The 19,845-nt window shown below is 69.6% G+C and carries 9 protein-coding genes and 1 pseudogene; 4 read left to right on the plus strand and 6 right to left on the minus strand.

All coding sequences use genetic code 11. The annotated features are described in order from the left end of the window. The gene (locus ACIO5E_RS29140) at positions 1 to 1,110 is read left to right on the plus strand and encodes a hypothetical protein (protein WP_400673428.1); all 1,110 of its coding nucleotides are present in this window, start codon (positions 1 to 3) and stop codon (positions 1,108 to 1,110) included. 219 nt (positions 1,111 to 1,329) lie between these two features. Then, a pseudogene (locus ACIO5E_RS29145) lies at positions 1,330 to 2,154 on the plus strand (transposase); the annotation flags it as partial. 717 nt (positions 2,155 to 2,871) lie between these two features. On the opposite strand, the gene ACIO5E_RS29150 reads toward ACIO5E_RS29145, so the two are convergent. From ACIO5E_RS29150 to ACIO5E_RS29175, 6 genes are all read right to left on the minus strand, one after another. After that, entirely contained in the window at positions 2,872 to 3,063 is a 192-nt protein-coding gene (locus ACIO5E_RS29150) for a hypothetical protein (protein WP_400673431.1), read from the minus strand. A 3,894-nt stretch (positions 3,064 to 6,957) separates the two neighbouring features. Further along, positions 6,958 to 7,812: a tyrosine-type recombinase/integrase gene (locus ACIO5E_RS29155; RefSeq protein WP_400673433.1), complete on the minus strand. Its 855-nt coding sequence runs from the start codon at positions 7,810 to 7,812 to the stop codon at positions 6,958 to 6,960. Between the two features lie 617 nt (positions 7,813 to 8,429). Further along, positions 8,430 to 8,960, minus strand: coding sequence for a hypothetical protein (locus ACIO5E_RS29160; RefSeq protein ID WP_400673436.1), 531 nt, complete (start codon positions 8,958 to 8,960; stop codon positions 8,430 to 8,432). A gap of 208 nt (positions 8,961 to 9,168) precedes the next feature. Beyond that, positions 9,169 to 12,528 carry a HelD family protein gene (locus ACIO5E_RS29165; protein ID WP_400673438.1) on the minus strand — a complete coding sequence of 1,120 codons (3,360 nt, stop codon included), beginning with the start codon at positions 12,526 to 12,528 and terminating at the stop codon, positions 9,169 to 9,171. A 92-nt stretch (positions 12,529 to 12,620) separates the two neighbouring features. Continuing rightward, a complete protein-coding gene (locus ACIO5E_RS29170) occupies positions 12,621 to 13,010 on the minus strand; it encodes a hypothetical protein (RefSeq protein WP_400673440.1) in 390 nt (129 codons plus the stop codon). Beyond that, positions 13,007 to 15,430 (minus strand): AAA family ATPase, encoded by a 2,424-nt coding sequence (locus tag ACIO5E_RS29175; RefSeq protein WP_400673442.1) that lies wholly within the window; start codon positions 15,428 to 15,430, stop codon positions 13,007 to 13,009. The genes ACIO5E_RS29170 and ACIO5E_RS29175 overlap by 4 nt, the downstream gene beginning before the upstream one ends. A gap of 393 nt (positions 15,431 to 15,823) precedes the next feature. Here ACIO5E_RS29175 and ACIO5E_RS29180 point away from each other — a divergent pair, with 393 nt between their 5' ends. Both ACIO5E_RS29180 and ACIO5E_RS29185 read left to right on the plus strand, forming a co-directional pair. Continuing rightward, a complete protein-coding gene (locus ACIO5E_RS29180; protein WP_400673444.1) occupies positions 15,824 to 16,912 on the plus strand; it encodes an IS110 family transposase in 1,089 nt (362 codons plus the stop codon). A gap of 767 nt (positions 16,913 to 17,679) precedes the next feature. Beyond that, entirely contained in the window at positions 17,680 to 19,839 is a 2,160-nt protein-coding gene (locus ACIO5E_RS29185; RefSeq protein WP_400673446.1) for an N-6 DNA methylase, read from the plus strand. The last annotated feature ends 6 nt before the right edge of the window (positions 19,840 to 19,845 follow it).

Here is a 19,845-nt window from a genome sequence, read left to right on the forward strand (position 1 = left end):
ATGCATCAGCTCGAACTCACCGCACTCCGTTCCGATGATCCGCTCGGCTTCCTCGCCGCCCTCGGCATCCTCGAACTCACCACCGCCGCCCTGCCTACCGAGCCGTGCCTCCACTGGAAGGGCCCGGCCGGCGCAGCCGTCCTCACCACCGACCAGCCCCTCACTCTCGACACCCTCACCGAGCTCCTCACCAGCCACCTCCCACCCAAGCCCGCCAAGACGGCTCGCGGAGCCAGCGAGCCCGCAGACTGTGCCGAGACGGAGGGCGGAGAGGGCGAGGACGCCGATGCGGCCGGCGCGGAGGGGGAAGTCTGGGACTCCTTCCCGCACGTTCCCGGACTCCTGACCCGACCACGCGAGGGCACCACCGCCCCCAACGAAGCCCTGCGCATGCGCGTCGACACCGCGCACCAGACGCTGCGCGAACTCGCCCGGTCGGAACGCGAGACGGGCGACCGCCAAGCCCGCTGGTTCGCCTCCCTGACCAACGTCATGTGCTTCGAAGACACCAAACCCAAGACCGGCAAGAACGACCCGGAGCCCACGGAAGAGCCGGGACCCGCCACAGTGTGGCGCACCCCCGTCACCCCGCTGATCGCTGCCGCCGGCCAGATGACCATCACCGGCCTGATGCAGAAAGCCGTCCTCGGCTGCCACAAGGACCCGCGGCAGATCCGCTCGGCCCTGGACGGCTGGCGCCGCGTCCCCGACTACGCCTCCGCCAACTTCGACCACCGCTCCCTCGGCGACGCCCACACCAACTCCGAAGGCAAGGCCTACCAGCGCGGCGCCCCCGGCCCTACCTGGCTCGCCCTCCACGCCCTCGCCACCTTCCGCCTCACCGCCACCGGCCGCACCCCAGCCGCCACCAGCTGGGACACCACCGACAGCCGCGGTGCCCTACGCTGGCCCGCCTGGACACCACCACTCACCACCACCGACGTGACCGTCCTGCTCGAACACCCCGCCGTCCGCGCCACCGAACCCGGCACGAACCGCAACGCCAGAATGCTGACCAACCTCGGCGTCACCGCCCTCTACGCCGCACCCCGAACCGGCCTCAAACAATCCAACGGACCCCTCGCCGCCAGCCGCCACCTCTGGCCCTGAACCCCACCCCCGGCCACCCCACCAACACCCGATCCTTGACAACTCCACAGCGCCAACACACAGAACGAGACCCCGGCCGACCACGATTTCGGAACCACAAGCACACGCGAAAACACCCCACCGCACCGAAGCAGCAAGTCCGGATTGCCCCGAAGAAGGCCCCGGCAGGCACGGCAACGGGTTCCCCGAACCGCCAAACCAGCAGCTCAAGCTCCGTCGCTCCGCACCATCCCGGTGCGGCACCATCGCAGCCACCGGGGACTGCGCCGAGCATGCCCACCCCGACTCCCCGGCACCACGGGCCGCCCGCCAAGGCACGGCGGCGAGTTCGTCTTCGGCCAGCCGGACACCTGGGGCGTCCCCGATGCGCAGACCGTCACCGAGACCCGCCTCTACGGAACCGCGACCGCACGCTCCTGGGACCGGCTGCACCCCAAGCTGACCCACCGCTCCTCCTGGACCGCCGAGGCCGGCACCCTGCCGGTCATCGAGGGAACCGTGATCCGACTGGAGGTCGGCCACCTACCCAGCGGAGCCATCCCCAAGCCGGTCTGGCTGTGGTGGTCCGGCACCGACGCCACCCCCGCAGACGTCGACCGGCTCTGGCAGGTGTTCCTTCGCCGCTTCGACATCGAGCACACCTTCCGCCTCTTCAAGCAGACCCTGGGCTGGACCCGCCCGAAGATCCGCACCCCCGAAGCAGCCGACCGCTGGACATGGCTGATCCTGGCCGCCTACACCCAACTCCGCCTCGCCCGACCGCTCGCCGCCGACCTCCGCCGCCCCTGGGAGACACCCGCGCCGCCCGAACGCCTGACCCCCGCCCGCGTCCGACGAGGATTCCGGCACCTCCGCCCGCACACCGCCAACCCGGCCAGTGCACCGAAACCCAGCCACCCGGGCCCCGGGCGGCCTCCCGGCCGCAAGAACTCCCAACCGACCCCACGTCACGACGTCCACACAGCCCGCAAGACAGGCACGACGAAGCCAACAGCGAAGAAGACGAAGAAGTCCAACACCCCTCGCCCACGCCGCACAGGTTAAAGATCAAGCTAGGGTCTGTTGCGAAAGTGGATCTCGGGTTGGGATGATCACGGTGTGGCGCGAGGGGATCTGACGGACGGCCAGTGGGCTCGGCTGGAGCCGTTGTTGCCGGTGGGGAAGAAGGCGGGCAGGCCGCGGACGTGGACTCGCCGTCTGGCGGCAACGCCAAGACGGCCTCGTCGCTCCGTACCACGTTGGCGCGGCACCATCGCAGCCCGATGCTGTTGAGGAGGGGGTCTTGGCGGCGGGTCGTCGCTCCGCATCGTCCCGGTGCGGTACCATCACAGCACCTCATCCATCGACCGGTACGTGGAGCTCCGATGGTGCCTCCGCACCCGCTCTGGTGCGGCACCATCACACCCTCGGACGCGTGGGCTTCGACTACCGCACGCCCCGGGTCGCCCCGCATCATCCCGGTGCGGCATCATCGCAGCAACGTCACCGACCGCTCTGGCCTGCCGATCTCCGCCTGTCGCTCCGCACCATCCAAGTGCGGCACCATCACAGGCTCGTTGGTCGTTTCGAGCCCCGGACGTTCGGGCCGGCGCCGCCGCACCACTCTGGTGCGGCGCCATCGCAGCAAGAAGTCCATCAGCCTGCGCGAGATCGTCGAGAGCGGCGCCTCCGCACGACTTCGGTGCGGCTCTATTGCAGCATGGGCGGTGGCAACACCCGCACCCGAGCGCGGCGGTCGCTCCGTACCTCCCTGGTGTGGCTTCATCGCAGCCACAGGGCGGCCCCGTTTCCGCCCGGCAGCATCGCCAGTCGCTCCGCATTTCCCTGGTGCGGCACCATCGCAGTGGCGTGGGCACCCCGATCCAGCTCGACCGCATTAAGGTCGCTCCGCACCAGCCCGGTGCGGCACCATCGCAGTTCCTGCACGTCCAGGGAGTCGAGGACCGGGAACACGCGTCGCTCCACACCATCGCAGCGCCGGCCCCGCCCTCCGCTCGCCCCTGATGGGTGTCGTCGCTCCGCACTCTCCCAGTGCGGCTCCATCACAGCCCGGTGCCGATCGACCTGAGCATCCTCACCGGCAGCAGGTCGCTTCGCATCAGCCCGGTGCGCCACCATCGCAGCATGTCGCCTCCGAGCAGGCCGATGCCGCCGTGCCGGGTCGCTCCGCACCATCTCGGTGCGGCACCATCGCAGCCTGGCGACCGACCCGATGTTCCACGCCGACTAGGAGGCGCCTCCGCACCGTCACCATGGCACCACCGCAGTCCTGCCCCGGCGACACCGTTCACGGCTTTTACGGCGACACCTCCGTGCCGCCCCTGTGCGGCACCGCGCAGCGACGCGCTGAACGAGGCGGTGCGTCAGAACGGCGCTCTCCTCCGCACCTCACCGGCGCGGCACCATCACAGCCACGCGGGCGCGGTGAACGAGTCCGTGACCCTGCTGTCGCTCCGTACCACCTCGGTGCGGCACCATCGCAGCTACCTGCGCATCAACGCCGTCGAGCAGGCCCATGATGTCGCTCTGCACCATCCCGGTGCGGCACCATCGCAGCTAGCAGGGCCAAGTGGCCGGCTTCACGCGGCTGGACCGTCCCTCCGCACCGACTCGGTGCGGCACCATCGCAGCCGCCATGCTTCAAGCGCCCGCAGCCGGGCCTCATGGTGTCCCCCCCGCACCCTTTCGGTGCGGCAGCATCGCAGCACGTCACCCGCGATCAGGGTCTGCTGCCACGTCACCGTCTCTTCGCACCACCCTGGTGCGGCACCATCACAGAGACCGGACCTATGAGGTCGACCAGCCCGGTCACCCCGGTCGCTCCGCACCATCCCGGTGCAGCACCATCGCAGCGTGCCGCCGACCATGTCAGCCAGGGCGCCGATGTAATCGCTCCACACCATCCCCCGGTACGGCACCATCGCAGTATGCCCGAGGTCTGGACGGCGCAGCTCCTCGCCGAGTCGCTCCGCACCGTCCCGGTGCGGCACCGTCGCAGCGTTCATCTCGAACACGACTTCACCTGTGCGGCTCCATAGCAGCAACTTCGCTGGTTCGGCGCCCGTCGAGTACGACGGCGGTCGCTCCGCACCATCCCAGTGCGGCATCATCGCAGCGCGCCCTACATCGTGGTGCAGATGATCGGGGTCATCGTTCCTCCGAGCCTCACCGGCACGGCATCATCGCAGCGCGATCATCGCCATCGTCGGGGCCCTCTGTGTCTCCAGGTTCCGCTCCACCTCACCGGTGCGTCACCGTCACAGCTTCACGCTCCTGCACCGCTCGGCGATGCCGTGCGCGGGTCGCTCCGCACCACCCTGGCGAGGCATCATCGCAGTTTGCTTGTCATGACGATCGTGGCGCGAATGTAGCTGTCCCTCCGTACCCTGCCGGTGCGGCACCATCGCAGCCTGAACCTGGGCACCCCCGGTGGCAAGAACAAGGTCGCCTCCGCACCTCACCGGTGCGACACCATCGAAGCTGCGCTTCCTTGCGTTGAAGGGTGATAGCGCCTCGGTCGCTCCGCACCATCTCTGCGCGGCACCATCGCAGCAACGTGTTGAGGAGGACAGTCCCTGTCGGCCCCAATCCTTCCGTGCTGTCCCGGCGCCACACCATCGCAGCCCGTCAGTAGCGGTGAGGATCGTGCGCACGCCCGCATGATCCGCACTTCACCTGTGCAGCACCATCGCAGCGTCTCGACCAGGATGGCAACGGCCTGCGCACGGACGGTTCCTCCGTACCTCGCCGGTGCGGCACCATCTCAGCGATTACTTTCACTCGCCCGCAAGGCCAGTGCCACTATCGCAGCATGGCGCACTCGTCGGCGTCCACCAGGACGATCGCCGCCCTTCCGCACTGTCCCTGTGCGGCGCTATCACAGCAAGCGTGAGGCCACGGTGAAGCTCGGTGAGGTCGGCGGGTTGCTCCGCACTCTTTTGGTGCGACACCATCGCGGCATGTAGACGCGGTCCATGCTGTTCTATTGCCAGCAGGTTCCTCCTCGCCTCGCCGATGCGATGCCCCTCAGCTCCCAACCCCTCGGCCTCAACTGGGAGCATGCGCTGCGTTCCTCCGTACCTAACTGGTGCGGCACTATCGCAGCTCGTAGCCATCGCGGGCGTTCCAGCCCTCGTACATGCATCGCTCCGCACCATCCCGGTGCGGCACCATCGCAGCAACTTCCTTGGCCTGATCCGGATCTCGGCGCCCACCGAGCCTCCGGACCCCACAGGTGCGGCTTCATCGCAGTCTGGCAGCCGACCCGACGTTCTACGCTGACCAGCCGGCGCCTCCGCACTTCACCGGCGCGGTTACATTGCAGCTCGACGAACCGCCAGATGCGCCGTTCCTCGTCGGAGAGCGCCTCCGCACTTCACCCGTGCGGCTCCATCGCAGCGGCGAGTTCCGCCAGCACACCGGGGACGGGAGGACGGTCTCTCCACACCATCCCGGTGCGGCACCATCGCAGCACCGAACTCGGACTCGACTCCGACTTCCTGCCGCCCCACGCCTCACCGGTGCGGCACCTTCGCAGCTGGTGGCCCGTCCTCGTGTCCGACAACCCGTCCGAACTTCCTTCAAACCTCCCGGTACGGCGCCATCACAGCCACATTCCGGAGCCGCTGACCTAGGGCAAGGTCGTCGATTCTCCGTACCTTGCCGATGCGGCACCATCGAGACGTCTCCTTCAGCACGGAGCACGACATCCGGCTCTGCGGTTCCTCCGCACCCGTTGGTGTGCCACCATAACCGCACCCTGGCCTGGATCTTCACCGTCACCCAGACTGAGCCCCTCTGCACGAACCCGACGCGGCACCATTGCAGCCACCACCGCGGTCATGGCGGCGCGCACGCCGCCTCACCGCTCCGCGCGATGCCACTGCGGCACCAGCGCAGAGGCGCGTAGTCGGACCTGAATCCTGGCCCGGTCGGAAGTTCCTCCGCACTCCGCCGGTGCGGCACCATCGCAGCGAGACCCAGATGACCCGTGTGTGCACGGGTGCCGGTTCCTCCGCGCCCCGCTTGTGTGGCACCATCGCAGCGACAACTGCGCCGCGACCTTCGGTCAGGTCGTCTGTAGTCCCTCCGCAGCTTTCTGTTGGTGCGGCACCATCGCAGCGGCGCTGGCGGCGTTCTGATCGTCGTGGCCCTCGCCGTTCCTCTGTACCTCGCTGGTGCGGCGCCATCGCAGGGACGAGCAACTGCGCCCCTCGCAGTAGCCGGCCGGTTCCTCCGCACCCTGCTGGTGAGGCGCCATTGCAGCACCCATGGCGTACTCTCCCGCGAGATCATCTCGCCGGTTCCTTCGCGCCTCGTCGGTACGGCACCATCGCAGCACGAGGGTCGCGAACCGCGAGGCGAGGTTCGCCTGGTTCCTCCGCACCCTGTCGGTGCGGCACCATCGCAGCCGCGAGCTTGCCGAGGCCCGCGCCCCTTGCCTGGAAGTCTCTCCGCATCACTCAGGCGCGGCACTGCCAATGCAGTGGCGGCTGTTCTTCCATCGAGGCCGAAGAGCACCGCATGGGGGCATTGGCAAGTTGAGGAGGTCTTGGCGAGTTGCCGCGATGGAATCGAAGCGGGGGACTTGCCGGGGACCACCCGTCGGTCACCATTGCCTCTGAGGTGTCCTTTGGTGAACGAACAGCGCGGGCTGTCTACCGTCTGACGTGCGGCGATGGTTATCGCCGGGCGACTGGGGGTCAAGGGGTCGCAGGTTCAAATCCTGTCGTCCCGACGTATGTGACCAGCGGGTCTGTCAGAAATGACAGGCCCGCTGTTCTCGTTCGGGTGAACGGTGATGGCGACGTAATGGCAGGGCACATGGCCCTAGTGACGTTCTGTCAGCTACGCGGCGTCCGGAAGGTCTGACGCTGCGCCGTCGGGGGCGGCGGAAGGCGGCGAGGCGTCGTCGAGCGCCTGGCACAGTGCGGTGACAGCATCGCGCGCGGCGTGAGGGAGCAGATGGCCGTAGATGTTGACCGTGGTCGACAGCGTCGAGTGCCGCAATGTCTTCGACACCACGGCCAGCGGAACCTCAGAGCTGATCATGATGCTGGCGGCCGTGTGCCGCAGGTCGTGGACCCCGATCCGGGGGAGACCGATCTCAGCCGACCTGCGGCGTAGCACGGTCAGGAGCTGCTGTGGGCGCAGCGGCGCGCCGTCCGGCTGGCAGAACACGAGCCCTTCGAGCACGGCGCCCTCCGGCAGACTCGCCCGCGCGGCCGCAGCTCGCCGCTCGAGCGCGGCGACGACCCGAGGGGAGAGGCTGATCCAGTTACGGCTCGCCTTGGTCTTGGGGTGCCCGAGGTGGAGGTGGTTGTTGTCTACGGTGGTGAGGCTCCACCGCACCAGCAGTATCCGCTCGGCCAGGTGCACATCGGGCCAGTGCAGACCCAGAAGTTCGCCGCGGCGCATCCCGGTACCCAGAAGCACCTCGAAGGCGTCCGCCAGCTGGTCGCCGTAAGCGTCGTGGTTTTGCCGAAGGAATGCGGTGGCCTGCGACGGGGTCCAGCAGATCCGCTCGGGAGCGGCGGGGCGGGGCATGACGGCGTAGCGCGCCGGATTGTCAGCCAGCCGTCGGGTGCGGACCGCGGTGTTCAGGGCGCTGGAGAGAGTGGCGCCAGCGCGGTAGACGCTGGTGCGTCCCCGCCCGCGGGCCAGCTCGGCCTCGTTCCAGGCGGTGATGTGCCGCTCACGCACGTCGGACAGCCTGAGCCGGCCGAAGGCCGGAACGAGGTCGTTGTGTACGTGGTCGCGATAGCGGGCGTAGGTGGGGGCTTGAGCACGTCCTCACTTGGTCCGCGGCCAACCGGTCAGATACTCGGCCACCGTAAGGTCGTCGTCGAGATCCAATCCGGTGCGCTCGCACTCGCGAGCGCGCTCCAACGCCTCGCGCGCGGCCCTGCGGGTACGGAAGCCGCTGCGGCACCGCTGCCGACGGCGCCCACCGGTCGAGGGCACCTCGAAGGCTAGGCCCAGGAGCCATGGCGTGTTGAGCGGTTGCGGCCCGGGCACCGCGCACCGAACTGCTTTCCGCCAGCGTCGCGGCAGCCGCATCGCCGGTAGATCCGACCATGGTCAGGATAGCAGCCATATGGTTACCTCCAGCAAGGAGAGCCTGACCCTACGATGGCTGCCAGCGTTCGGAGAAGGCAGCTGGCGAGCATGGCGTTTGAGATGCCATCACTCTGCCATCACCCGCCACCGTGCGCTGCCGGGACCAGGGCGTGCCCCTTCGCAGTGCGGCAAGTGAGCGTCACCAGATCGACTTGCGACGAGGTCGAACTCACCGCAGTCACCCGCGAGAAGGCCTCACGTCAGCGCTTCCGCGGGATAGGCAAGGGCTCATGACGGTGCCAGATCAGTGATCGATCTTCGCGGCGAAGCTCCGCAAATCCCCATTCCAGGCGGACCACACCGTCAGCCAGCGAGCAGGCGTAGGCGACGAGAACAAGCTTGGTGTCCGGCGAGAGGCGCGCGAGATCCGCATGAGGCTCGTCCTCATCCGGCAGCTCGATGCCGAGATTCAGCTCCCCCTGACGCGGGTCGGGACCGAGCCTGCGGATGAGGTCAGCGCGAAGCCCTGACGCGGTGCGGAGCCTGGCAGCAGTCACGGGCACGTCCTTCTTCGCGTACCAGTAGGGGTAAACGACGTGGCCGGCGACCACCGCGACGGTCCGCGCCTGGAGACGGACCAGCTCAACGCCGGGAAGCTGAGAGAGGCTGGCCGATAGTTCCTCGCACTTTGCGGCGTACAGCCCGTCTCCGTACGCTTGGAGCGTTTGCGTGTGGACGCCTTCGTGGCCGCGTTGGGCGCGTTCGTGGGCGCGGACGAGGAGCGCGCTCATGCCTGGGTGAGAGACAGCAGATCTTCATTCAGCCCGGCGGTGGGAGGCGCTGTCGTACCGACTCGCTGTGAGTCGTTGATCGTCCCTGGCAGGGGACCGGCTGCGGACCACCAAGCGCGCCGATGTCGCCCTCGTCGAAGTCCTGTTTGCCAGCGTGACGCCCAGCTTGACGTTAATCGTCAAGCTGGGCCACGCCCAGGGACGCGGGTTACTTGACGGAGCCCAACGCGATGTCTGTGCCTTCGCCACCCCAGCCGGCCGGACTGCGCCAGATCACGTGGACGCGGAAGACGTCGCGGATCATGTCCGCGGCCCAGTCCTCGGCGGGCGGTTCGGAGAGGACGAGGTAGAGACCGTCGGCCAGGTCGGGCAGTGTGTGGGCGATCTCGAGTAACCGGGTCGCGCCCGCGCGGAGGTCCGCGTAGGCGGAGCGGCCTGCGCCGAGGGCCTCGTAGAGGAAGAGGCCGCGCCCGGTGACACAGCTGACGTCGACGACCGACGAGTCGGTCGGCTGGAGGTCCGCCCAGAGGAGCGACGCCTTCAGCGCGTGGCGGACCGCCTCGTGCTTGTTGCACGTGCGGTCGGCCTCGGCGGCCTCCGCGAGGGTGCGGAGGAAGACCTCCCTCATGGTCGGGGCCGGTGCGGTGTCCGCGGTGGTCATCTGCGCCTCTTCCTGCTGGTCGGGATGCTGTGGGACGGTGGGCACGGCCTCGTCGGAGTCCGGCTCCTTCGAAGCGGCGGTGGTGAAGCGCTCCTGAAGCTCTCGCCGTGCTACGGCGAGGGGCCCGGCGCATCCGGACGCCGCCAGCTCCTCCGCGAGCTGCTTCGTGTCCAACGTGCCCTCCTTGAGTGCGCGGTTGGTTGTCGCGGCGAGGTCGCGCAGAACGCCGAGCAACTCCCGGTCCGGGTCGCCGAACAGGTGGAACACGTCGACCCAGTCAGCCTGATCGCGCCGGAGAATGCGGTTGGCCATGCCCTGGAGCTCGGAGAGACGGCCGCGGGCGTCGGGCACGTCGCCGTCGGTCCCGGCCAGTTCGCCGAGCACGTCCAACGCCGCGAGGTAGCGCCCCGCCATCCGCTCCGAGACGGGCGACCGGCCGCGCTGATCGGCCGTGAGCACCGTCTGGCTCGTCTCGTTGGCGAACACCCAGCAGTCCAGCTGCTCGCCCCGCCGGGGCGGGACCGATCCGTGGCGGACGGTGAGGACGAGAGGCCGGTCGATCACGGGGGACAGCGGTCGGACCTTGTAGCGCCCGCCGGGGGCCCGGTCGACGACCTCGACCCTGACGTCGGCGCCGATCCGGGGGAGCCGTTCCACTGCCGTCACAGGCCGGGTCTCGGCCGCCGTCGCGGTGCCCGCCGGGTCGTCCTCGGAGCCGGTGAGCGCCTCCGGCAGCGGGGCGGTGTGCAGCACGGTCAGGCTCTGGGTGCTCCTGGTGAGGGCCACGTACAGCTGCCGCAGTCCGGCGGGGCCGCGGTCGGCGATCATGGCGGGTTCGACGACCAGGACGTGGTCGTACTCCATGCCCTTGGCCTGGGTGGCGGCAAGCACGGAGACGGCCTCGCGGTCCCGCTCGTCGATGTCGTTGCCCTCGTCGATTCGGCGGCTGATCGCGTCCAACCAGTCCGAGTCGTCGGGGACGATGACGGCCACGGAGCGGCGTGTGCTGCCGTCGCTCGTGCGGGCGAGCCGCGCCACATGAGCGACGGTGTCGTCGAGCAGCTTCCACGGCTCGGTCGCGATGGTTCGCACCGCGTCCGCTCCCGCCTCGCGGACGGCTTGTGGGTATGGCAGGGACGGGGCGATCGTCCGGGCAAGAGGGGCGACGAACTCCATGATCTCGGCGGGGACGCGGTAGCTGGTGTCGAGCCGGGCCACACTCCAGTCGCCGTGGTCGGAGAGGAGCGCGCCGAGCAGGTCCCAGCTCGTCGGGATGTGGGCGCCCGTCGCCTGCGCGAGGTCGCCCAGGACTGTCATGGAGCCGCCGACGGCGGAGCGCCGCCGTAGGGCTCGGGCCTGCATAGGCGTTAGGTCCTGAGCCTCGTCGACGACGATGTGCCCGTACCGCCGCGGGGTGTCATCGCTGATCAGCACCCGGAGCTCTTCGAGGCAGACACGGTCGTCGAGGGTCCACGGGTCGGCATCGGCGCTGGCAGCGCGGGCCCGTATCAGGGCTGCCTGCTCGTCCTCGTCGAGAAGGCCGTCGGTGCAGACTCGCAACAGATCGGCCGAGTCGTAGAGGCTGCGCAGGACCTCCCGAGGGCCCGGTGACGGCCAGACACGTTCGACGAGCCGCTCGACCCGGCGATTGCGTTCCAGGTCGCGACGGATCGTGCCAGTCTGCGCCCGGCGTGGTGCGATCTCGGCGAGCTCCTGCAGGAGCCGGTCGACGAACAGGCCACGGAAGTGGTCGCGCCGTGCCCGGAAGGGCTCGCCGCCACTGTGGGCCCGGTCGAGGAGGGCGAGGACCTCGGACTTCGGCACGCGCAGGGTCCTGCTGCCCGCGGTGACGACAACCGCGGGCTCGTCGCCCTCGAAGGAGGGCTCGACGGTGAGCCCATCGAGGGCCTCGGGACGGTAGTCGTGCTCGACGCGGCGCCGCAGCACGGCCGCCATGCGCTCGTCCGACTTCACGAGCCGCGCCCGCGCCGAGTCGGTGCCGAGGACCTCGCCCTCCCACAGCCGGTCCAGCTGGACGGCGTTGATGTCCCGGGTGCCGAGGGTGGGCAGGACCTGGCCGACGTAGTCGAGAAACCGCTGGTGGGGGCCGATGACGAGGATGTCTTGGGCCTTGAAGTGCCCGTTGTTGACCAGCCAGGTTACCCGGTGCAGACCGACCGCCGACTTGCCGGTACCGGGACCGCCCTGCACGACGAGGATGTCCGAGGGGGAGCCGGTGACCAGCTCAATCTGGTCGCGGCGGATGGTCTCGACGATGTCCCGCATCCGCCCGCTGCGCGACCGCTGGAGCTCCTGCAGCAGGAAGTCGTCAGGCTGGAGCGCCTTCCGCCGCTGCTGCCGCACGACGTCACTGGGGGTGGGGACCGCGCGCCCCTCTACTTCCGTCCCACTGTCGTCGACGGCCTGCCGGGGCTCTGGGAGTGCGGTTACCACGGGCTCGAGCGCTGCCAGAGAGATTTCGTCGAAGTAACTTTCGACGACCCGCTGCACGCAACGCAGCTGCCGCCGCAGGACCACCCCGCCCGGCTTCTCGGGTCTGGCCTCGATCCACTCCTTCGCGAGCGGGCTGGTCCACAGCACGACCACCGGGTCGTTCGCGCTGTCCCTCACGCCCCGACGCCCGATGTACCACGGCTGGGGCTCCCCGCCCGGGTCCTCCGGCGCGTCGACGCGGGCGAAGACCAGCGCCTCGTCGCCGAGCCCTCCGTACGCCTCGGCGTGGGCCTCCGCCTGGACCCGGTTGGCGATTCCGTCCTTACCGCTTGCCGAAGCGGCGGCCGTCGAACTGCGGCTCAGCTCGGCGAGTTTCGCCGCATAACAGTCGTACGCGTGATCCACCGCCCGCTGCTCGCCGGCGAGGATCTGATCCCGAGTGGTGGTGCTCATGTACGTCCTCCCTGCGATGCCGGGGGACACCGCCACGGGCATGTGCCCGTACCCGCTAAAACAACTATCAGAAACCGGATTGTGGCGAAGAGTCAGTTGCCTGATCGGTAGGCCAGTTCCCGGACGAGGTCGTCGACTTCGGCCCGCCAGGCCCGTACCTGGTCGTACGTGGGTCCGAGCTCGTACAGGTGGTAGTGGCATCCCAGGCTGAGCTGGGCCCAGAGGGCCTTCGCGTGCCGGGCCGTCTCCGCCGCCGTGGAGTGGTGCAGGAGGAGCAGCTTGGCGCGACTCGAGGTGGTGTGAGGCAGGCCGGGCAGTGCGACCTTCAGCGTGCGGTCGACGCAGAGCTCCAGGGCCGTCCGCAGTGCGAGGCACGCTCCGCGGTGCCTGCCCGTGGTCGTGACGCCGGCGAGTTCGCCGTCGAGCAGACGATTGGCAGTCAGCAGCAAACCTTCGACAGAAGCGGGACAGTTGATGGTCATGCGGTCACCTCCGGCTTGCGGATCTTCTGCGCCAGAGCCTCGACGTCCGAGACGAAGCGGTGGGGGCCGGGGATCGAGGTGCCGTCAGGGTGGGCCCCCTGCTGGCACTTCCGGATGAGGCTCCAGGCCTGGTCCCCGTAACGACGGCGCACCTCGGACTTGACGTCGCCGACGCGTCCCAGATCGCCGAAGAGGGCGATCGCCGCGACCTTCTGGAGCCTCTCTGCACTGTTGAGCGCGTCCTGGAGGTCCCGCTCAGATCCGCCGGCGCGGTGGTGGCGGATCCATGCGGCCTCCAGGAAGGCGTTCTCGAGGGCGATGCGGCACAGGCCGGGCAGCACGTGGCTGCACGTCTCGGCAGGAAGGTTCCGGGTAGAGGCGATGGCCCGGGCGTCGCCGATGGCCTGGGCGACCGGGTCGTCGACGCACTCCACCTTCACCCGGGACCCCTCGCCACGCGAGACCTGGAAGACCGTGACCGGCAGTTCCAGGTCGGTGAACGCCTTCTGCAGGCGGGTGTCGTGCGTGAAGACGACGATCTGCTGGTGCCTGCCCATCTCGTGCAGCACCTGGGCGAGTCCGTGGACCTTGGTCGGGTCCATGGACTGCACGGGGTCGTCGATGACGAGAAAGCCGAACGGGCTGTCCGCCGTCGTGGCCCTCGGCAGGAAGAGGGAGAGCGCGAGGGAGTGCAGCTCACCCTGGCTCATGACGTCGAGGGCGGGAGCGTCCTGGCCGTCGACGGAGGCTGCCATGACGAGCTTGCGGACGCTCGCCTTCTCACTGCCCTTCAGGCATACGGCCGTGAGGTCGACGTTGCTCTCCTGCCGCAGGCGCTCCCAGATGTCCTGCGTGGCGCCGGTGAAGTGCTCCATGCGCTGCTCCCGCAGTTCGGTGGTGAGGTCCTTGAGCCACTTCACCGCCTTGCGGAGGTTGCTCAGCAGGGGCTTGTCCCGCTCGGCCGCGCGAGCCTGACCCGCCCAGGCAGCGAGCCGGACGACGAGCGCGCTCCACCGCTCGTCACGCTCCTCCAACTCGCGGGCCGCGTACCTCCTGACGGTGTCACAGGCGTCGGCCAGAATAGTGGCGGCCTCCTCGGCGCTCCGGGCGAGCTCGACGGGGTCCGTGATCTGCCGGTAGTTGATCCACACCTTCCACGGGTCGGTCAGGGAGGCGGGAATGCGTGCGGGGGATTCGATGAGGCTCTGGAGGTTCCGTGCGCCCGCCTGTACGGCGGAGTGCGCGTCCTCGGCGGCCTTCGCCTCGCGATGCAGCTCCGCGACCTGCCGGGAGGCGCGGTCGTACCACTCCCGTCCAAGGACCCGTTCCGTTCCGCACGCCGGGCAGACGTCGTCATAGGGATGCCGGTCGACGTGGGCGAGGGCCCTCTCCAGCAGGTCAGCGCGCAGCCGGGCGTTCTCGGCGTCGGTACCGCGAAGGTCTTCCACGTCGGCGAGGGCGATGCGCAGCCGCTGGACAGCCTGCCCGACCTTCTCCAAGTCGGGACCACGCACCCCGGCCTCGACGCGGAGCTCGGCGAGCCGGCTGTCGTCGGCCGGGGGGAGGCCGGCGAGGAGCTGGTCGATGGTGTCGAGGTCCAGGGCGCCCGGGGTATCCACGGCGACCAGGGCCTGTACGGCGCGGTCGTCGTTCTCCAGCTCGTAGAGGGCGTCCTTCAGGCCAGGCAGGGCCTCCCTCATCTCCTTCGCGGCGGCGGCGAGGGCCTTCTCCCGCGCGTTCATCCTGTTGGTCGCGGTGGAGAGCAGCTCCATGCCGAGGATGGCGGCGATCGCGTCGTACCGCTCGGACGGCTTGCCGGTGAGCATAAGGTCGAGGTCGGTGTACGAGAGGAACGGCCGGTGGTCGGCGAGAGCCGTGTCCCAGCCGACCTCGGCCAGGGGCACGGTTTCGTGGCCCGGGCGCTTGAAGGTGGCCTCAGAGCTTCCGAACTCCTTGCTCGTCCAGGTGCGGGTGAGGCTGCTGCGGCCGGTGTCGCCCTCGATCGCGAGCTTGACCTCGATCATGGGACCGTCTCCGGCATGGAGGTTGGACCAGTGGCCGCCGCGAGTAGCGTCCTGGCCCGGCCGATGAGCCCTGGCGCCGGTGAAGCCGACCTCGATGGCGTCGGCGAGGCTGGACTTGCCGGAGCCGTTGCGGCCCACGACGAGGTTGACGCCGGGGTGGGGGCTGAGGCTCAGCCGGGTGCGGGGACCGATGCCGCGGAAGCCGTTGACGGTGAGGGAGTCGAGGTACACGCGGCCGGAGGGGGCCGGTGACGTGGCGGTGTCGGGAGTGTCGTTGTCGAGCGCCTCGCGGAGAAGAGCCCTGACGGGCTCGGGAAGGGCCGACTCGGCCAGGCGCGTCGCCACCGTCTCGGCCAGGGGGAGCGCGGTCTGCTGGTGCTGTTCCGTCTTGGTCACGAAGGCTCTCCTGTGCGGTCTGGCAGGGGATGCGGCGGTGTCGTGCACCGCCTTCTGACGGGACGAAACGTTAGGGAGAGAGCAAGACCAAAGGATTATGAGTTACTGGTAACCAGGGTTATCAACTTTCATGCCTGATCCATTATTTGAGCTCGACGACGCCTTCTGACAGTGAGGATGTTCATGGATGTCTTCCGGCGGGGTCTGACCCACCCTCTGACTGACCTCGGGTCCTCAGCGGGATCTGTCGGCCCCGCCCGGGAGGCGTTCGTGTGCAGCCACCGGACCGGCTTGCGTGACTTCATAAGAGCCTGGCCAGAGGCCCCATCACTGTCCTGTCCGCCCGCCGGACCGGTGACTGCCGCCCTGACCGGTTCAATGGAGAGGACGGCGATGTCCACCATCGCACAACAGGCCCGCGAGATCACCGGCGGCGTCGACACCCACAAGGACACCCACACCGCCGCGGCCGTCGACTCGGCCGGACGCCCCCTGGGCGCCGAGCAGTTCGAGGCCACCGCGGCCGGCTACCGCGAGCTTCTGGCATGGCTCCGCTCGTTCGGCACCCTGGTGCTGGTCGGGGTGGAGGGCACCGGCGCCTACGGGGCCGGCCTGGCCCGCCACTTGCGCGAGCAGGACGTACCGGTGGTCGAGATCGACCGCCCGGACCGCAAGGCCCGCCGCTGGCAGGGCAAGTCCGACCCGGTCGACGCCGAGGCGGCGGCCCGCGCGGCCCTTGCCCAGCGCCGCACCGGCATACCCAAACGTCGCGACGGCCGGGTGGAGGCCCTGCGGAGCCTGCGCGTCGCACGCCGCAGCGCGGTACGCCAACGCGCCGACGTGTCACGGCAGTTGAAGACCCTCATCATCACCGCGCCGGAGGAACTGCGCGCCCTCCTGCGGGGCCTGGGCGACCGGCAGCTGATCGCCACCTGTGCGGCCTCACGACCGGACGCCAAGCGGGCAGGCGAGCCGCTCGTCGCGGCCAGACTCGCGCTGCGGACCCTCGCCCGCCGCCACCAGCGCCTCGGCGAGGAGGTCGATGAACTCGACGAGCTCATCACCCCGCTGGCCACCGAGATCGCCCCGGCCCTGCTCGCCCTGAACGGCGTCGGCGCGGACGTCGCCGGGCAGCTGCTTGTCACGGCCGGGGAGAACTTCGAGCGCCTGCGCTCGGAGGCAGCCTTCGCCATGCTCTGCGGTGCAGCCCCGCTACCGGCCTCCTCCGGCCGCACCCAGCGTCACCGCCTCAACCGAGGCGGCGACCGAGGCGCCAACTCGGCCCTCTACCGGATCGTGCTCTGCCGCCTGCGCTGGGACCAGCGCACCAAGGACTACACGGCCCGCCGCACCGCGGACGGCCTGTCGAAGAAGGAGATCATCCGCTGCCTCAAGCGGTATATCGCCCGCGAGATCTACCAGGTCCTGACCGCCCCCACCACCTCACCGATCACCGCCGAGCAGCTCACAACCGCTGCTTGACATCCATAAGACCATCCCTCAGTGCGACGAGGCCCAGCTCCGGGTACTCGACAGGGCGGTACCCCCGGTCCAGGACCTCGTTGCGATGGTGGTCGTTGCCGTCGGGGCGGTCACGGCGGGGAGTGGTAGGCGACCGCACCTGGCCGGGGCCGGCAGTTCATCGCGCGAACGTCTCCTCGGTGAGAGACGCGTCGCCGTCGGCCAGGGAGGCTGCCAGTCAGCAGTCACCCGTGACCGTGGTGCCGAGGGCCACATCGATGGCGAGGACCAGGGGCGGGACAACCAGGCTCAGCGGGAGCCGTCCGCCGGAGTGTCGGGAATGGGGGCTGGCTCTTCGCTCCGGGGTGTGGGCGGCACCGGAGACGGCGGAGTGTGTACGGGCGGTCCCGAATGCGGCGGGTGCGCTGGCCGCGATGTCCACGCCGACCAGGTACTGGCCGTCGCCCTCGAAGGAGGTCGCCGGGTCGGGCTTCGCCGTGGGTGTCGGCGTCGGCGGTGCGGGGCCCAGGCCGCTCCGGGCGGAGGAGTGCTGTGTGGTGATCGCAGGAATGTCAGGTCTTGCTGCTCGTCGCGTGGACCTCACGCGGACGTTGTGACGAGGGAACCCATCGCTGCTTCCGTAGGATGAAGTCTCACTTCCTGATAACGGGGGTTATCAGAAGAATTGATGGCTAGATCGCATCGGACTGTAAGCTTCTGCCACACGTCGATGCGGCGAGTGTTTCGGGGCCACCTCGACAGACACGACTCTGGGGGAGGGAAGAACGATGAGCGGTTCCATGTCGGGCGAGGTTCGTCCCATCCTGCCCGAGGTCCCGGCCTGGCGTATCGGATACGCCGAGATCGCCGCCCTCGCGCAAGTGAAGCGGCCCGTCCCCACCACCTGGAGTCGACGTCACCCCGACTTCCCCGTCCCGGTGACCCGCGAGGGCGGTAGCCCGCTTTTCGACGCCCGGGAGGTTGTGGGCTGGCTTATCCGAACCGGCCGCGGCAAGGCCGAGCCCCGGCGCCTGCGGGCCGAGGCGGCTCTGCACACCCTTGCCGCCTGGCGGTCCTCCGGCCTCTCCGGCCTCGATCTGGTGGGCGCGCTGACGGCCCTGATCTGCCTCCGCCAGCAGTACGACGCCCCCGTTGGGGAGCAAGCCTGGGGCAACCTCCTAGACCAGGCCGCCGATCTAGACGCAGAGGACACGTTCCTCCTCTCCGAGCTGCGGGCCGTCCCCGACCCGGAACGTCTGGGTTCGGCCCTGGGCGCGCTCGCCGACGAGCTGACCGAGGCCGCCTACACCCCCGCCGAAGCCTTCGACTGGGTCCTGGAGGCCCGCCGCCGCCTCGGCTCCCACGACCTGGCCGCCGACGAACCGACCCCGGCGGTGGCCCGCGCCCTCGCGGCCCTGGCCGGCATCGGCACCCTGGCCGACGAGTCCATCGTCGCCACCCCATACGCCCGCAGCGGCGACCTGCTAGCCGCCCTGCACACGGCGGCGCCCGAGGACTCCGGCCACACCTACCTCGCGGCCGAGCCCGACCCGACGCTCGCCCGTCTCGTCCGGCGCAGGATGCTCGTTCGGGGCGTGTTCGAGTTCTCGCTCGACGTCACCGAAGGTGAGGAACTGTCCACGGATGACTGGGGCGATCCGGACGTACTGGTCTGCGCCCTCCCGTACGAGGCGGGCGAGACCCGCAGCGCACGCCAGGTCCTGGAACGGGTCCAGGACTTCACCGACTACCTCAGCGACGGCTCGACGGCGGTCGTCCTCGGCCCGGCCGACGCGCTGGTCGGGTCCCTGCCCCGCCATGGGGGTGCGGACCGGCTGCGCCGCTCCTTCCTCGACAAGGGCCTCCTCAAAGCGGTGATCAGCCTGCCCGACGGAGCCTTCGCCTACCGCCCCGGCTACCGCACCGCCGTTTGGATCCTGGCTCGTACCCCCGAGGATGAGCGTGCGGGCCGCGTCCTCCTCGCCGACTACTCCGCGCAGCCGCTCATCGAGCCGGTCCTCGACGTGCTCGCCGAGGACATCGCCATCTGGCAGGCCTCCGCATGGCACGGGGACCGCCGCCACCAGCTCCGCCATGCGGCCGTCGTGCCCGCGAAGGAGCTCGACGACCGGCCGGGCTCCGCCTTCACCGTCCAGCACCGCTCGGCTGAGGCCCGGTACGCCCGGGCCGTCGTGGAACGCCCTGCCCGCATCGCAGATGTGGAGCGACACCTCGCCGAACTCGACGAGCGAGGGGCGCGCCGGGCTGGCGCCGATGGCCCCCTGAGGATCGGGGCTGTACTCCGCTCCGAGGACCAGCCGATCCGCCGCACGACCATCAGCCGTCTCTTCAAAGAGCGCCGTCTGCGTCGCCGCCCGGGCCACCGCATCGCCCCAGAGCACCTCTCCTCCGACGGCCACTACGCGGTGATCGGGCCGGAGGAGATCCTCGGTATGGCGCGGTTCGGCAACCGCCGTATCGACCGGGGTTTGGTCCTCACGGCGTACGAGCACATCCAGTTCACCGAGCCGGGCGATCTCGTCGTCACCACCAGTCCGCGCTTCGGCGTTCACGTTGACACCGAGGGCCTGTCGGTCGTCGTCACCCCGGCCCGCATCCTGCGTGTCCACCCCGATGCCGACCCCCCGGTCCAGCCCCGGACCCTGGCGGCGCTCCTGCGGGCCGCGGCCTCGGACCACGGCCGCACCCGCGGAGCCGTACGGGCCTCGCACGGCGTCGAGGATCTGAGCGTCCCCGACCTGGGAGGTGAGGAGTTGGAGCGGTACGAGGCCGTGCTCGCCGAGATCGCGCGCCGGGCGGAGCTGCTGCGGCAGCAATCCGAGGCCCTCGACGACCTGGCCCGCATCACCGCCGCCGGCGTGGCCGACGGCACCCTGACCATCCAGAACCTGCCCGATCTTCCCGGCTTGACCGGAACCGACCACTGAAGGAGA

Source organism: Kitasatospora sp. NPDC087314 (assembly GCF_044744365.1).
GTDB lineage: Bacteria > Actinomycetota > Actinomycetes > Streptomycetales > Streptomycetaceae > Kitasatospora.